The organism is Pinirhizobacter soli, from assembly GCF_015905305.1.
Taxonomy (GTDB): Bacteria; Pseudomonadota; Gammaproteobacteria; order Xanthomonadales; family Rhodanobacteraceae; genus Pinirhizobacter; species Pinirhizobacter soli.
Genome location: NZ_JADZLQ010000001.1, coordinates 295816 through 311030, shown reverse-complemented (window position 1 = coordinate 311030; position 15215 = coordinate 295816). Strand labels below are relative to the sequence as shown.

General features: G+C 61.7%; 15 protein-coding genes. 4 read left to right on the top strand and 11 right to left on the bottom strand.

Going from position 1 to position 15215, the window contains the following annotated elements; translation table 11 throughout:
* Window positions 1-18: 18 nt before the first annotated feature.
* The 9 genes from NDK18_RS01010 to NDK18_RS00970 form a co-directional block, all read right to left on the bottom strand.
* The gene (locus NDK18_RS01010; RefSeq protein ID WP_250626831.1) at window positions 19-1017 is read right to left on the bottom strand and encodes an FAD binding domain-containing protein; all 999 of its coding nucleotides are present in this window, start codon (window positions 1015-1017) and stop codon (window positions 19-21) included.
* 10 nt (window positions 1018-1027) lie between these two features.
* Window positions 1028-1657, bottom strand: coding sequence for a (2Fe-2S)-binding protein (locus tag NDK18_RS01005; protein WP_345777064.1), 630 nt, complete (start codon window positions 1655-1657; stop codon window positions 1028-1030).
* A 366-nt stretch (window positions 1658-2023) separates the two neighbouring features.
* A complete protein-coding gene (locus NDK18_RS01000) occupies window positions 2024-2356 on the bottom strand; it encodes a hemerythrin domain-containing protein (protein WP_250622928.1) in 333 nt (110 codons plus the stop codon).
* Entirely contained in the window at window positions 2353-3642 is a 1290-nt protein-coding gene (locus NDK18_RS00995) for an NRAMP family divalent metal transporter (protein ID WP_250626830.1), read from the bottom strand. Before NDK18_RS00995 ends, NDK18_RS01000 begins: the two co-directional genes overlap by 4 nt.
* 74 nt (window positions 3643-3716) lie before the next feature.
* Complete coding sequence (locus NDK18_RS00990) at window positions 3717-5639, bottom strand: hybrid sensor histidine kinase/response regulator (protein WP_250626829.1); 1923 nt, start codon at window positions 5637-5639, stop codon at window positions 3717-3719.
* Between the two features lie 219 nt (window positions 5640-5858).
* The gene (locus NDK18_RS00985; RefSeq protein ID WP_250626828.1) at window positions 5859-7169 is read right to left on the bottom strand and encodes a PQQ-dependent sugar dehydrogenase; all 1311 of its coding nucleotides are present in this window, start codon (window positions 7167-7169) and stop codon (window positions 5859-5861) included.
* Window positions 7162-7605 carry a DUF2231 domain-containing protein gene (locus tag NDK18_RS00980; protein ID WP_250622932.1) on the bottom strand — a complete coding sequence of 148 codons (444 nt, stop codon included), beginning with the start codon at window positions 7603-7605 and terminating at the stop codon, window positions 7162-7164. Before NDK18_RS00980 ends, NDK18_RS00985 begins: the two co-directional genes overlap by 8 nt.
* 69 nt (window positions 7606-7674) lie before the next feature.
* Window positions 7675-9321 carry a PQQ-dependent sugar dehydrogenase gene (locus tag NDK18_RS00975; RefSeq protein WP_250622933.1) on the bottom strand — a complete coding sequence of 549 codons (1647 nt, stop codon included), beginning with the start codon at window positions 9319-9321 and terminating at the stop codon, window positions 7675-7677.
* Window positions 9322-9323: 2 nt separating this feature from the next.
* A complete protein-coding gene (locus NDK18_RS00970) occupies window positions 9324-10367 on the bottom strand; it encodes an aldo/keto reductase (protein ID WP_250626827.1) in 1044 nt (347 codons plus the stop codon).
* Window positions 10368-10480: 113 nt separating this feature from the next.
* On the opposite strand from NDK18_RS00970, the gene NDK18_RS00965 reads away from it, so the two are divergent.
* The gene (locus NDK18_RS00965) at window positions 10481-11377 is read left to right on the top strand and encodes a LysR substrate-binding domain-containing protein (RefSeq protein WP_250622935.1); all 897 of its coding nucleotides are present in this window, start codon (window positions 10481-10483) and stop codon (window positions 11375-11377) included.
* 34 nt (window positions 11378-11411) lie between these two features.
* Here NDK18_RS00965 and NDK18_RS00960 read toward each other — a convergent pair whose 3' ends face one another.
* Entirely contained in the window at window positions 11412-12296 is an 885-nt protein-coding gene (locus NDK18_RS00960) for a LysR family transcriptional regulator (RefSeq protein WP_250626826.1), read from the bottom strand.
* 95 nt (window positions 12297-12391) lie between these two features.
* On the opposite strand from NDK18_RS00960, the gene NDK18_RS00955 reads away from it, so the two are divergent.
* From NDK18_RS00955 to NDK18_RS00945, 3 genes are read left to right on the top strand one after another with little or no spacing between them, the layout of a single operon-like run.
* On the top strand, window positions 12392-13237 hold the full coding sequence (locus tag NDK18_RS00955; protein WP_250626825.1) for a pirin family protein: 846 nt from the start codon (window positions 12392-12394) through the stop codon (window positions 13235-13237).
* Between the two features lie 48 nt (window positions 13238-13285).
* The gene (locus NDK18_RS00950) at window positions 13286-13708 is read left to right on the top strand and encodes a DoxX family protein (protein WP_250622938.1); all 423 of its coding nucleotides are present in this window, start codon (window positions 13286-13288) and stop codon (window positions 13706-13708) included.
* A 34-nt stretch (window positions 13709-13742) separates the two neighbouring features.
* Entirely contained in the window at window positions 13743-14333 is a 591-nt protein-coding gene (locus tag NDK18_RS00945; protein ID WP_250626824.1) for an NADPH-dependent F420 reductase, read from the top strand.
* Window positions 14334-14490: 157 nt separating this feature from the next.
* Here the strand turns inward: NDK18_RS00945 and NDK18_RS00940 are convergent, their stop codons facing one another.
* Complete coding sequence (locus NDK18_RS00940) at window positions 14491-15192, bottom strand: YoaK family protein (protein ID WP_250622940.1); 702 nt, start codon at window positions 15190-15192, stop codon at window positions 14491-14493.
* Window positions 15193-15215 lie beyond the last annotated feature (23 nt).

Genomic DNA, 15215 nt, shown 5'->3' with positions numbered 1-15215 from the left:
GATTCCTCGAACTGGCATTTACGCGACCACGGTGGAGAGTGCGTGGGTGAGGCAGCGCTGGGCCAAATCAACCTTGAAGCCGTTCTGGCTTTGCGGCTTCGCCGGATGCAAGGCGGCCACAGCGGCCGTGGCGAATGTGTGCTCGTTCGGCAACTGGCCTTGAAGCGCTTGTTCGGCTTCGGGCGAACGCCAGGGTTTCGTGCCCACCCCGCCCATGGCGACGCGGGCATGCGTGATCTTGCCGCCCTCCACGGCAATCACCACAGCCGCCGAAGCCAGCGCGAACTCATAGGAGGCTCGATCCCGCAGCTTCAGGTAATGCGACCGCGCGCCCGGGTGCGGCGGCGGCAGGATCACGTGGGTGATCAGGTCGCCAGGCATCATCACCGTTTCACGCTGCGGCGTATCGCCGGGCAGCAGGAAGAATTCGCCGATCGGCACGCGGCGTTCGCCCGCGGTGCCGCGGATCACCACGATCGCTTCCAGCGCGGTCAGCGCGACATTCATGTCCGAAGGATTGGTGGCGATGCAATGCTCGCTGGTACCAAGGATGGCCAGCGTGCGGTTGAACCCCTCGATGGCCGAGCACCCTGAGCCAGGCTCCCGCTTGTTGCACGGCATGTTGGTATCGCGGAAATACACGCAGCGCGTGCGCTGGAGCAGGTTGCCGCCGGTGGTGGCCATGTTGCGCAACTGGCCGGAAGCGCCGGACAGCAGCGCCTGCGACAGTACGGCGTAGTCGCGTTGCACCTGCGGATGATGGGCAAGGTCGGAATTGCGCACCAAAGCGCCGATTTTCAGGCCGCCATCGGACGTGCGTTCGACGTCGGCCAGCGGCAGGTGGTTGATGTCGATCACCTGCGTCGGCCGTTCGACGTTGAGTTTCATCAGGTCGAGCAGGGTAGTGCCGCCGGCGACAAAACGTACTTCGGCGCCCTGCTGGGCCGTCGACGACTTCGCGGCGGCGCTGATCGCCTTGCCTGGGTCGGTGGCGCGAGAAAAAACAAACGGTTCCATCTTTCGCTCCTCAGGCTTTGCGGACCTGCTGGATGGCCGCAACGATGTTGGAATAGGCGCCACAGCGGCAGATGTTTCCGCTCATCGCTTCCTTGACATCGGCATTGGCGGGGCCACAGGGCTCCTTCATCAGCGCCACCGCCGACATGATCTGGCCCGACGTGCAGTAACCGCATTGGTAACCGTCGTGTTCGAGGAAGGCTTGTTGCATCGGATGCAGGTTGCCGGGCTGGCCAAGGCCCTCCAGCGTGGTGACTTCGTCGCCTTCATGCATCGCCGCAAGGCTCAGGCAGGAATTCACCCGTCGACCGTTGACGTGCACCGTGCAGGCGCCGCACTGGCCGTGATCGCAGCCCTTCTTGGTGCCGGTCAGTTGAAGATGATCACGTAGCGCATCGAGAAGCGTGGTGCGGGGATCGACCTTCAGGCTCTGCGCCTTGCCGTTGACTTTAAACCGCACCAAGGCAAGGCCATCGACTTCGGCGGGGGCGGCGGAATGCGCCACGGCGGCGATGGCAGCCGCATGAGCCGCGACCGGCAGTCCCAGCCCGGAAGCCGCGCCGGTCATGCCGACGATCTGGAGAAAATTCCGTCTACCAAGCTGGATTTCGACAAAGTCTCCAGGCTTCTTTTCGGACATGGCTGGCTCCAGGGCTGGCTGATTCCGTTACGCAGTTAACCGCGGATAGTCCGGATCGAGCGAGCGCGGACTATCCGCCAAGCGTACGCCCTGGATGATCAAGTTTCGGTGACCAGTTCCTGGCGTTGTCGATGCCACACCCCGGAGAAGGACGTAGAAGGTGGGTGTTGGAGTTAAGAGCGGGCGAGCGGACCCGGGCACGCTCTTTTCAATGATAATCATTTCAATGTCTTGAAACACATATGTGATGTCAATGCGACGATGGATTCGCTCGGAAACCATCGTCTTCGGATCGTCCGGGAGGCTCGGCCCGGCGCTGGGGCCGCCCGGCGTTCGAAGCCAAGGCTCCGGCAACGGCAATGGAACTCAGTTCAGTTCACGCAGGATTTTTTGCTTGCGTTGCTCCATCTTGGCGCCAAGTTCGTTGAGCTGCTGCTTGGACATCAGCGTCTTCGCATCCTTGAACATCTCTTTTTCTTCTTCGTCGGCATGGTGCTCGATCAATTCCTTCAGAACCTTGGCCCGGCCCGAAAACACCTCGCTGCCCTCGTCGGCGCTCAAAAGGTCCGGTAGAACCAGATCTTCGGCAGCGCGATGCTCTTCAAGCGCCTCGAAGTACATCTTGGCTTCTTCCTTCTTGCCCGCCTCCTTGAACGCCGGGTAGAAAATCTCTTCCTCGATGGTGGTGTGGGCTTTCACGATTTGCCCATCGTGACGAACATCACGATGGCGGCTGCCCCCATGATCAGGGTCGCCAACCAACTCAACCACCGGATCCAACCTTTGACGCAGAACTCGCCCATGGCGTCCTTGTTGTTGGAGAGCAGGATCATCAGGATCATGACGGGCACGGCGGCCACGCCATTGACCACTGCACTCCAATACAAGGCCTTGATGGGGTCAATCGGCGTGAGGTTGAGCATCGCACCCAAGATCATCGCCACGATCAGCACGCCGTAGAAGGTCTTCGCCTTGCTGGGCGAGCGTTCCAGCCCATACGGTTGATGAAAGGCACCGGCAACGGCATAGGCGGTGGCGCCCGCCAGGACGGGCAGGGCCAGCAACCCGGTGCCGATGATGCCGGCCGCAAACAGCCAGAACGCAAAACGCCCCGCGATCGGGCGCAAGGCTTCGGCCGCGTCCGCGGACGATTGGATGTCCAGCTTGCCGTGGGCGTGCAGGGTAACGGCAGCGGTAAGGATGATGAAGAACGCCACGATGTTGGAGAACACCATGCCGATCACCGTGTCCACCTGGATGCGTTTGATCGCGTCGGCGCCTTGTTCGGGTGTGTGCTTCAAAGGCTCCCGCTCGTCACTGGCGCGGATTTCCTCCACCTCCTGCGCGGCCTGCCAACAAAACAGGTAAGGGCTGATCGTGGTGCCCAAAACGGCGACCACGGCCATGGCGTAGTCGGCAGTCCATTGGATCTTCGGGATCACCGTGCCCTTGAGGGCCTCCGCCCACGGAACCTTGGCCACGAACACCGTCGCCACATAAGCAAACAAGCTGACCGTCAGCACCTTGAGGAAAGGCGAATACTTCGAAAAAGGGATGAACACCTGCAGCAACATGGAAACCAGGGCAAACGCCAGGGCATACGCAATGGCTGAGCCGCCAATCAACAGCTTCAATCCCGCGCCCATGGCGCCGATGTCGGCGCCCAGGTTGATCACGTTGGCGATGATCAGCAGGAAGGTGAGTCCATACACCAGCCAGCTCGGATAATGCTTTTGCAGGTTGTCGAAAAGGCCGAACCCCGATACCCGTCCGATGCGCCCGGCCACCACCTGCACTGCAATCATCAACGGCATGGTCAGGAAGATTGTCCACAGGGTGGCGTAGCCGAACTTGGCCCCTACCTGGGAATAGGTGGCGATGCCGCTGGGATCGTCGTCCGCCGCGCCCGTGATGAGACCTGCGCTCAATCGTTTGAGAAGCGCAAGCGGCGAGGATGCGTTCTTTGGCGGAGGAGTCGTCGTCATGCCAGGACGCTAGAGATATCAACCGGAGAGAATCGTGAAGAATTCCTGCTGCCGATCGCGACGGCCGAAAACGGCTACCTCGTGGCCTGCTCGAGGGCGCGCTTCAATTCTGCCCGCCCATAGGGTTTGGGTAACCGGAAGATGTCGATCGCAAAATCTTCCGGGACCTCGGCAAAGCCGGACGCCAGGATGACAGGCAGCGTGGGCCACCGTTCTTTCACCCGTTCTGCGAACTGGATGCCTGTCATGCCGGGCATGGCATAGTCAGTGATGACCACATCGACGTGGCCACAGGATTCGAGCAGCTCCAGGGCACGCCGTCCCGAATGCGCTTCAAGGCTTTGATGACCCATGTGGGAAAGCACCGCATTCATGGTCATGGCAATCAAAGGGTCATCGTCCACTACCAGGACCGTCAATGCTTCGGAGGGAACGACCGATGCGGCAGGCTCGCTGGGCAATTGCGCAGCCTCCATCGTGGACTCAACCTGGAGGGGAGCCATGGGTAGCCATATTTCCGCGGTCGTGCCGCGCCCCACGGCACTGTGCATCACCAGACGTCCGCCCGATTGTTCGGCCAGGCCGTGCACCATCGATAACCCCAGGCCCGTACCTTTGCCGACGCCTTTGGTGGTGAAGAAAGGCTCCATGGCGCGTTGCAGGGTCTGCGTATCCATGCCGTGCCCCTCATCGCTCACTGCCAGGCAGATGTAATGACCCGCCGGTAGCCCCGTGCGGTGCGGCTCGTGCTGGATGGTCTCCGGTTGTGTGGCAATGATGATGCGTCCACCCTCCGACATCGAATCGCGCGCGTTCATGACCAAGTTCAGAAGCGCCAGTTCCAGCTGGTTGCCGTCAACCAGAACATCATTGATGTGCAGGGGAAAGAGCGTATCGATAGTCACCGTGGGGCCAGCGGAACGTTGCAGCAAATTACTGATGCCCCGGACCAGTTCCCTCACGTCCACGCGAGTGGGCTTGAGTTCCTGTTTGCGTGCGAACGCGAGCATCCGTTGGGTCAGGGCGGCGCCGCGTTGTGCACCGGCCGTGGCGTTCGCCAACAGGCTCAGTGCTCGCGGATCATCGCGGCAATGGCTGTCGAGCAGTTCCAGACTCGACAGGATGGCCATGAGAAGGTTGTTGAAGTCATGCGCCACACCCCCGGTCAACTGGCCCACGGCTTCCAGTTTTTGAGACTGGAAAAGAGCTTCCCGGGCTTCGGCAAGCGCCATGTCGGCATCGCGCTTGTCGGTGATGTCCCGGGTAATTTTGGCGAAGCCGATGTGCTTGCCCTCGCCATCGAGAATTCGATCGAGAATCACATGGGCCCAAAAAGTGCTGCCGTCCTTGCGTACACGCCAGCCTTCTTTTTCATAGCGGCCCGTTTCCACTGAAATGCGCATGGCCCGTTCGGGTTCATGATTCGCCCGGTCCTCCGGGGTATAGAACGTTGAAAAATGCCGCCCGATGATTTCATCGGCGGTGTACCCCTTGATGCGTTGAGCACCACTGTTCCAGCTTGACACCAGGCCTTGGGTATCGAGCATGTAGAGGGCATAGTCGGCAACGCCCTGGACCAGGATGCGGAATTGCTCTTCGCTCTTTCTCAGCAGGTCTTTGCCCTGCTGCTGCGCCGTCATGTCACGGGTCACCTTGGCATATCCCACCAGGGTTCCGTCGTCGTCCCATACAGGGTCGATCACCACGCTGGCCCAATACCGGGTGCCGTCCTTGCGAACGCGCCAGCCCTCCGTGTCGAAGCGGCCCTCCGTGCGGGCGCGCAGCAAACCTTCTTCCGGTTTTCCGGCCAGCCGGTCTTCTTCTAGATAGAAGGAAGAGAAATGTTTGCCGATGATTTCCTCGGCGGTGTACCCCTTGGAACGCTGCGCACCGCTGTTCCAACTGCTGACCATGCCATCCGGATCCAGCATATAGATGGCGTAATCCACGATGGCGTCAACCAGCAACCGATACCTTTTCTCTTCGCTCAGCTGCATTCCGGGCCTCCCCCGGGTCATGAAACGGCCTCATGCCCCTGGAGCAGGATTTTCGTTCGCTCGGTGTGAGCACGCCGTTAGTGGCTTAAGCCGAGACCCGCCGTGGCGGCTGCGGCTGGACCAGATAGCTCACCCAGTGGTCCGTATTGAAGGACGCAAAAGTGCGAACGAATTTCCATGGAAGGTATCGGAGTGAGGCATTAGCAGCCTCGCCATGCGTTAGATCTTGGTGATCCGCCATATGGCGTTGCCGACATCGTCCGCGATGAGTAGCGCCCCATCGTTATCTTGTGCCAACCCAACCGGGGCGCCGTATAACTGCGACTCGTCCTTCGAATAAAAACCGGTGACAATGGGCTCGGGTACGTCAACCGGCTTGCCGCCCTTGAAGGCGACAAACACGACCTGGTAGCCAGAAAGCGGCGAGCGGTCCCAGCTGCCGTGTTCGCTGATGAACGCGCCACCCTGATAGTTCGCTGGCAACGCGTTGCTGTCGGATATCAGCAAGCCAAGCGGGGCAACATGCGAGCCGATGGAGTAATCCGGCCTGATCGCTTTTGCGACCAGGTCGGGCCGCTGCGGCATCACGCGCGTGTCCACATGTTGTCCATAATAACTATAGGGCCAGCCGTAGAACCCGCCTTCTTGCACGGAGGTGAGATAGTCCGGCACAAGGTCGGCGCCGACCTCGTCACGCTCGTTGGCGATGGCCCAGAGCTTGCCGGTCTGCGGATCCCAACCCAACCCGGTCGGGTTGCGGATGCCTGAGGCATAGATGCGACTGGCACCGCTATCCACCTCGACTTCCAGAATGTCCGCACGCCGGTATTCCACGTCCAAGCCGTTCTCGGTGACGTTGCTGTTGGAGCCGACGCCCACATAAAGTTTGCTGCCGTCCGGGCTGGCAAGAAGGGACTTGGTCCAGTGATGGTTGATGGTGCCAGGCAGATCGGCGAAGGGCATACCGGGCACGGTGATCTGCGTTTCGCCGGCCGTATAGGGAAACTTCACGATGCCGTCGGTGTTGGCGACATAGAGCCAACTACCGATCAACTGCACGCCAAAAGGCGAGTTCAAATGCTCGATGAAGAGATGCTTTTCCCACTCGCCGGTGGTGTCGTTTTTGCGTAGCAAGGTGATCTGGTTGCCACCCTTGGCCCCTTTGCCAGAGCGGTTCTTGACCATCCCGGCGATGAGCTGCTTGGGTGTCGTCACCGGCTCGGTACCGGGGCCGTTGGATTCCACCGCCAGGACGTCGCCGTTCGGCAAGACGTAAAGCTGGCGCGGATGTACAAGGCCGCTGGCGATCTGTTCGATCTTCAGTCCGGCCGCCACCGTGGGCATTTGGCCCTGTTTCCAGCCAACGCCGTCGGGAACTTGCATCGGCGGCACCAGGAAATTCTGGGCCTTGGGCAAGGAAGGGTCACTGCCCGACTGTTGTGAGGGCTCAAACGATGCCTTCTCGCTACATCCACCTAGGATAGCCGCGAATGCCAGCGCCAATGCGCTCGGATAGACGACCTTACTCATGGACGAAATTCCCGGATGTGGCGTGCTGGACAGCAACGACGAGGTGTCCAATGGACAGAAGGGTGACGGTGCAAGCCGAGAGCCAAACGCTGGCCGGCACCATCGCGTAAGCATCGCGACTGTGGACGAACGCATTGACGATCGCGGCGGCGATGGCGAGCAGGTTGAGCCAGAAGTCAAACTTGTCTAAACGCGTGGCGACGAACCGGGAGGTCACCCAGACCTGCGCCAGATTGATCAGGCGCGGTACCACCGCCAACAGCAGGCCGAAAACGATCAACCATGCTGCGCCTTTTCCCCACAGCAGGTCGGCGCTGCCGGCATAGATAACGTCGAAGACCAGCGCAGCGACGAAGAAACCGAATGGCATCGGGTTCAGAAGGCCGTAGATGGCATTGGCCACCACCGAGCGGCGCGATATGACAAGCGAGTTCATGGGTCTCTTCTCGTTGGGATGAACGAATTCAAAAAAGTTCCACAGTGGAGGCGAACCAGACGTGTAGACCTACGGCTTCTGGTAGCTCACGCGCCAGATGCTGTTGGAGCCATCATCGCTTACCAGCAAGGAGCCATCGCCGGCTGTGGTGATGCCGACGGGGCGTCCCCACGCCTGGCCGCTGGGCAGCACGAAGCCGGTGAGGAAGTCCTCATACTCGCCCGTAGCCCGCGCGCCGCCATGGCGTGGCACGCGTATCACTTCATAGCCCCCGCGGGCCGAACGGTTCCACGAACCATGCTCGGACGCGAAGATGTCACCGCGATATTCCGCAGGAAATTGCACGCCCGTGTAGAACATCAACTGCAGCGACGCGTTGTGGGGATTTATCAGGACGTCTGGCACGATTGCCTTGCTGGCCAACTCTGGATGCTTGCCGGCATGACGCGGGTCCTGGTGGGCACCCATGTACCACCAGGGCCAGCCATAGAAGCCGCCCTCCTGCACATGCGTGATGTAATCGGGCACGAGGTTGTCGCCCAGACCGTCGCGCTCGTTCACCGAGCACCAGAGCTCACCGGTTTTCGGGTCAACGGCAAGGCCGACGGCGTTACGTATCCCATAGGCATACACCTGCCTGTCCGAGCCATCCGGGCGAAACACCAGGATATCGGCGCGAAGCTTTTCTCCAGGTGTCGTGTCCGGATCATCGACGTTGGAAGCAGAGCCCACCGACACGAACATGCGCTTGCCATCCGGAGAGAAGCGCACGTCGCGCGTGGAGTGTCCGCCGTCGCTGTGCGGAAGATCGGCGATGTGCTCGGGCTTCGCTGTCGCCTGCAGGTCGCCATCTTTGTACGGAAGGCGCACCACCTCATCGGTATTGCCGATGTATATCCATTGGGGGTGCGGCCCGGCCGGATAGAAAGCGATGCCGAACGGCTTGTTGAGGCCGCTGGCGAAGACATGGGTTTCTTTTGGTTGGCCATCCGCCGTGATGCCGCGGAACAGGGTGATTCGCCCTGCGCGCGTTTCCGCTACGAAGACATCGCCATTGGGTGCCGTGCGCAGCAAGCGCGGGTTATCCAGACCGCTTGCAAACAGTTCCACCTTGAAGCCGGGTGGTGCCTTGGGCCACACATGGGGTGGGCGTGCCACAAGCTGTGGGCCGTTGCCTGCAGATGGCGTGGCATAGGGTGCAGGCAGATCGGCCACCGTGATCTTGCGGCTGGCGCCAGGAGATTCGTAGCGGAAGTCGGTGAAGGGCGCCTTCGGGGTGGGCCAGTTGCCTGGCGTCATCGAGGCAACCGCGGCCGGTGTGGCCGCCGCGTTGGCGCTGGCCTTCAGTGATTGCAGGAAGCTCACGAGGTTCCAGCGCTGCTGTTCCGGCAGGCTATTCCAGGCCGGCATGCCGCCGTTGGTGCTTCCCTTGCTGATGAACCAGAAAAGGGCGCCTGGAGATGCCTGCTTTACTTTGGCGCTCGCGAGGGAAGGCACGTTACCGTTGCCCTGCGCGGTTGCGCCGTGACACGCGGCACAATGGTCCGCATACAGCGCTTTTCCCGCATCGACGGCGTTGGCTTGAGCGGCAAAAGGATTGCGCACTTCATCGGCCGACAACGGTGCTTGATGAAAGCGCGCATCGTTTTCCTGGGCGTGCAAGGAGACGCTCACGCCGATGAGGGCCGCAAGGGCCGCGGAGAAACGTCCGATCATGATCAGTGGCCTGGCAGGGTGGGCCCGCTGCCAGCGCCGGTGGCGGCCATAGCTACGGCGACAAAGGCCAGTTCGTCATGGGTAAGTTCCAGCGTGGCGGCTGCGATCCAGCCATCGACCTGCGCGGGACTGCGCGCACCGACGATGGCGCCCGTTACACCCGGCCACGCCAGTGTCCACGCTACCGCCACGGCGGCCACCGTGGTGCCGCGTTGCTCTGCGATCATGCCAAACGCATTGGCGAGCTTGAGATTGGCGGCAAGTTTGTCGCCGGTGAACTCCGCGTTGCGAGACCGCCAGTCGTCTTTCGGCAACGCCGCGGCGCGTTCCGCCGTAAAGCGGCCGGTGAGCAAGCCCGATTGCATCGGGCTGTAGACGATCACGCCGGTCTGGTTCGCATGGCACCAGCGCAGTTCCGCGGCGGCCACATCGCGGCGAATGGCCGAGAAGGGCGGCTGAAGGGTGTCGACGTGGCCCATGATTTCGGCGTCGGCCAGTTGTTCCACATTGTGGTTGGAGAGGCCGATGGCGCGAACCTTTCCCTCTTTCTTCAGATCGAGCAGCGTTTGCCAATACGCCTCAATCGGCGTGCCGTCCTTGGCCGGCCAGTGCATCTGGTAGAGATCGATATGCTCGATATCGAGTCGGCGCAGCGACGCTTCCACTTCGCGCCGGATGCTGACGGGAGCGCCGACCTGGCGCGGCGTCGCCTGTCGATTTCCCTCGTCCCATACCAGGCCGCACTTGGTGAACACATAAGGCCGCTGAACGCGGGGCAGCCCAGCCAGTGCGCGACGCACCACTTCCTCGGAGTGACCCAGCCCATAGATCGCCGCCGTGTCTATCCAGTTGATGCCGCGTTCGACTGCATGGCGAATCGCGGTGATGGAGTCGTTGTCATCCTGTGCGCCCCAGCCAACCGCCCAGTCCGGGCCACCGATGGCCCAGGCACCAAAGCCCACGGGCGTGATGTGCATATCGGTGCGGCCAAGCTGGCGCGTGGGAAGCGGGGCAACGGGGGTGATGATGTTGGCTGGGGTGGCCATGGGAAATTCTCCGGGTGGGGACTTCCCCAAAATAGTCACTGGCCTTCCATCGTTCAAATTGAATATTTTGATATGATTAATCTGTTTTAGAGATATGAAGGGCGCGGAGTGTCATGGAACTGCGGCAGCTGCAACATATGGTGGCCCTAGCTGAGGAACAGCATTTCACTCGCGCCGCGCAGCGCGTGAATATCGTGCAGTCGGCGCTGTCTACCTCCATTCGCCAGCTGGAAGCCGAGCTCGAGGCGCAACTGTTCGTGCGCAGTACGCGACAGGTTCGACTCACCGCGGCCGGGAAACTGTTTCTGGATAAAGCGAAGGTCGCGCTTGCGGCCATAGCCGACGCCCGTGATGCCGTGGCGGCCCTGCAAGGGCTGCGGCGAGGCACGCTAAGCATCGGCACGATGCAAAGCCTGCCTGCGTTCCTCGATCTGCCGGCGCTCATCGAGGAATTTCACACGCGGCATCCGGAGATCGAAGTACGTCTTTCGCAAGGTGCTTCATCGGGGCTGCTGACGCAGGTGCGAAACGGGCGCCTGGATATCGCCTTTGTTCCGGTGACCGAGCCCGCGGAAGACGTGGCCACCACCATGATTGCCTGCGAAGCATTGGTGGTGGTGTGCGCGCCAGAACACCTCCTGGCAGGTCGCGTGAACGTGCCGTTGACCGAGCTTCGGACACAGCCCTTCGTCGACTTCGAGCCCGACTGGGGTACACGCAAGCTGGTCGATCGTGGCTTCATGGAAGCGGGCATCGAACGCCGCATTGCCTTTGAGGTCAACGATCTGGAAACCCTGCTTGAACTCGTTCGGCGCGGAATGGGCATAGCCTTGCTTCCCGAGATCGTCGCCCAGTCGCGTCGGCCCGCGTTAGGCATCGCCGAACTGGCCGAGCCGGAGATTTGCTGGGAGCTTGTCGTGGCCTACGCAGCTGCAGGAACTCCGCCACTCGCTATCGACGAGGCGCCCCGGGCATTCCTGGCATTGCTTGATGAGATCAGGTCCGTATAGCTTTCGGAGTGCGGTTCGTCAAAGTCGCAGCTCGTTAAAACTGGAGTTGCGAGATAAAGGCACGGCCAGTCGGGCCGGGCAGGGCGTCCTTGCGATACACCACATGCATGGGCAGGAATGTCTCGCGCGCAAGCCCCTCGATCCGTATCTTCACCAACGTTCCTGCGTCCAGATCCTTCTTGACCATGTGCAAGGGCATATGCCCCCAGCCCAGTCCCGCGGTCAGGAAGGCGTGCTTCGCGCCAAGGTCGGCCAGGCGCCAGGTGAGCGGTGAGAGCACCCCGAAGTTCTTGCCGTCGGACAACGGCGTGCGATCGGTCAACACCAGCTGCACCTGCTTCTCGAAGTACTTCTTGCCGATCGCACCTTTGTGACTTGCCAACGGGTGCGACGGCGCCACCACGGTGATGAAGGGAAGATCGACCAAGGGCTCGGATGCAAGCTCATCGGGTATCACCGGCAGCGAACCGACGATGCCGATGCGGCACACGCCATCCATCACCGGCCGGATCACGCCGCCCAGCGCTTCCACGTAAACGCGCAGGGGCGTGTTGGGGAAGAACTCGCGGCAGTAGCCAGCGGCGCGCGTGAGTCCGTCCATCGGATACATCACATCCACCGCCACCGAAAGCTCAGGCTCCAGGCCTTCCTTCATGGTGCGGGCGCGGGCCTTGAAGCTGTCCATCTGGTCGGCCACGCCTCGTGCTTCGGTCAGCAGCGCCACGCCGGCTTCCGTGAGTTTGGGATAGCGCTCACTTCGATCGAACAGCGTGACGCCCAGTTGCCCTTCGAGATTCAGCAGGGTTTGGCTCACCACCGATTGCGCGCGCCGCAGCTTGCGGCCTGCCGCGGAAAAACTGCCTTCCTCGGCGGCGGCAATAAAGGTTCGGAGCTGGTCCAGCGTGACGGCGTCGAGCATATATCGTCCAAACAGATGGTTTTCATCGAAATATATAGGCTATTCGGATGCATGGGCAAGGCCTAATCTTTACCCATCGCAGACGAGGAAGCCCCATGAACGCTGTTACTTCCCTCCAATCGCAAGCCGAACCACGCAAGATCCGCCTGGTCACCGCCGGCCATCAACACGGCCCCATCACCCGCCTGGTCAGCCCCTCGGACCTGGGCCAGTGGATCAAGCCCTTCGTGTTCCTGGACGCCGGCGCGCTGCCGGCGTCGGGCCCCTTGTTCCGCATCCACCCGCACTCGGGCATCGCCACCCTGACCACGGTGCTTTCCGGCCGCGTGGCCTACGAAGACACCACCGGCAAGCAGGGCGAAGTCCCGACCGGCGGGCTGGAGTGGATGAGGGCCGGTGGTGGTGTGTGGCACGACGGTCATGTCCTGGGCGATTCGCCGGTGGAGTTCTTCCAGCTCTGGGTGGCTCTGCCGCCGGATCAGGAAAACGGCGTGCCGGAAAGCCAGAACATCGCACCGGAAGAGGTGCCTGCGGTGGGCCCAGCGCGGATCCTGATGGGCCACTACCAGGGCGCGAACAGCCCGATCCGCGCGCCCGAGGGCATCACCTATCTGCATGTGCGCCTGAAGGCGGGCGAACACTGGCGCTATCAGCCGAACCCGAATGAGACCGTGGCCTGGATAGCCATGCACAAGGGTACGACGAGCCTTCCCGAAAACATCACCGCCGGTGACCTGGTCATCTTTGAAGAAGCCGATCACGCCATCGACGTGGTGGCCCAGGACGAAGTGTCCTTCGTCCTCGGTGCCGCCGTGAAGCATCCGTATCCCCTGGTGCTGGGCAATTACTCCGTCCACACCAACCCTCGCGCACTCGCCGAAGGCGAGGCAGAGATCGCACGTATTGGCCGCCAGCTGCATGCAGCCGGCCGGCTTGGTTAAGTCCTAGTTGTTCATTCCTTTCATTCATCCTTAAAGAGAGAAACCATCATGAGCGCCAACATCGAAAACGTTACCGAAGCCTCGTCGGGCTTCACCCTCAAGAACACCACCGAAGTGCTCGGCCGTGTACTGATCGCTGCCCTGTTCCTGCTTTCGGGCATGAGCAAGATCACCGCCTACACGGCAACCGCGGGCTACATGGCATCCGTCGGCGTACCCGGCGCCATCCTTCCGCTGGTGATCGCCACTGAAGTACTCGGTTCCCTTGCCATCATCCTGGGCTGGAAGACCCGCATCGTTGCGGTCCTGATGGCCGGCTTCACGTTGCTCACCGGCATCCTGTTCCACAACAACTTCGCCGACCAGATCCAGATGATCATGTTCCTGAAGAACGTGTCGATCACCGGCGCCTTCCTGCTGCTGGCCGTGCATGGCGCAGGTCCGCTCAGCCTCGATCGCAAGTTGCGCTGATCCCTCGCATCGATTGGTCTGAAGGAGACATGTCATGAGCTACGCCATCATCGGTTCGGGCGCCATTGGCGGCGCCCTTGCCAAGCAGTTCGCACGCAGCAAGATCAACGCTGTGATCACCAATCGCCGCGGACCGGCCTCGCTGAAACAGCAGGCCTTCGCCCCGACCGTAAGCCCCGCTGAAACCGTCGACGCATTGGATGCGGAAGTGATCATCCTGGCCGTTCCCTTCGAGGCTACGGAAGAGATCGCCAAGGCGCGCACCGACTGGTCCGGCAAGATCGTGGTGGACGCCACCAATGCAATCGAGTTTCCCGCCTTCAAACCACTGGACCTTGGCGGCCGCCCCTCAAGTGAAGTGGTGGCAACGCGCTTCAAGGGCGCCAAGGTCGTCAAGGCGTTCAATACGCTTCCGGCCGCGGTGCTTGCCGATCAGCCGCGCCGGAGCGAAGGTCACCGCACGATCTTTGTTTCAGGTGACCACGCTGAAGCTAACGAGCAAGTTGCATCGCTGGTTACCTCGCTTGGCTTCAGTCCCATCACCCTGGGCCGCTTGGGCGAAGGTGGGTTGTTGCAGCAGTTTGGTGGGGCGCTGGCGGTGCATAGTTTGATCAAGCAGCGTTAAAGCAACTTCTTGGAAAACGACGAGCGGGTCGCCTCGCTCGTCTCGTCCATGCCGGCCGATGCCCAACGCTATCGGCACGGTGGTGGCTATCACCGTCCACCGCCGGCGCACTACTACGGCTGTAACCGCCATCGCGGTGGCGGCTCCGGCGTGGCCTTCACTCGCCATGTTGGGCTGTCGCCGACGCGATATGCGCGTGAGCGAATTTCGGATGGACATGCCAAAGACCAACCAGGGCCGCCACCCCTGCAGGGCACAGCAACGCCAGCCCACCCCAGCGATGGAAGCCCCACGCGCCGGCCAACGCGCCGATGACGAAGCCGCCAAACACGATGCCGCACACAGAAGCACGTCGCCGATCCCAAGGTCGTCCCTGGAGCGCCTGGCCGAGCGAGACGGCCAGGTCGGTCAGTATCCCGGTAACGTGGGATGTGCGGATCAGCGCGCCAGTAGTGATCGTGCTGGTGCCGTTCTGAATTCCGACGGCAAATGCGCATAGCGTCAGGCCCGTCGTGGGATAACTGTCCAGCAGTAGCCCTCCGACGACCAGACTGGCCGCTTCAAGGAAAAAGGGTACGCACACATGGCGCATTGATTGCCAACGTGGCGCGCGCAGCAGGACGCCGCTCATGGCGGCCCCGATCACGAAGGCAAGGGCAACCAGGCCCAGAATGGCCGCAACCGGCCAATTGCCCAGGGCCACCGCAGCCGTCGCGGCCGTGGCGACCCCCGTGAGGTGAGTGGCCGCTTCGTGCGTGGCGAGGATGGCTACCGCGTTGACGAACCCGGCCATCAGAGCGAGCACGCCCGCCCAGGGCCAGATCCAGCGGGGAAACACAGGGACCACGATGACCTCCACACATGGCATTGCCAAAGGTCATG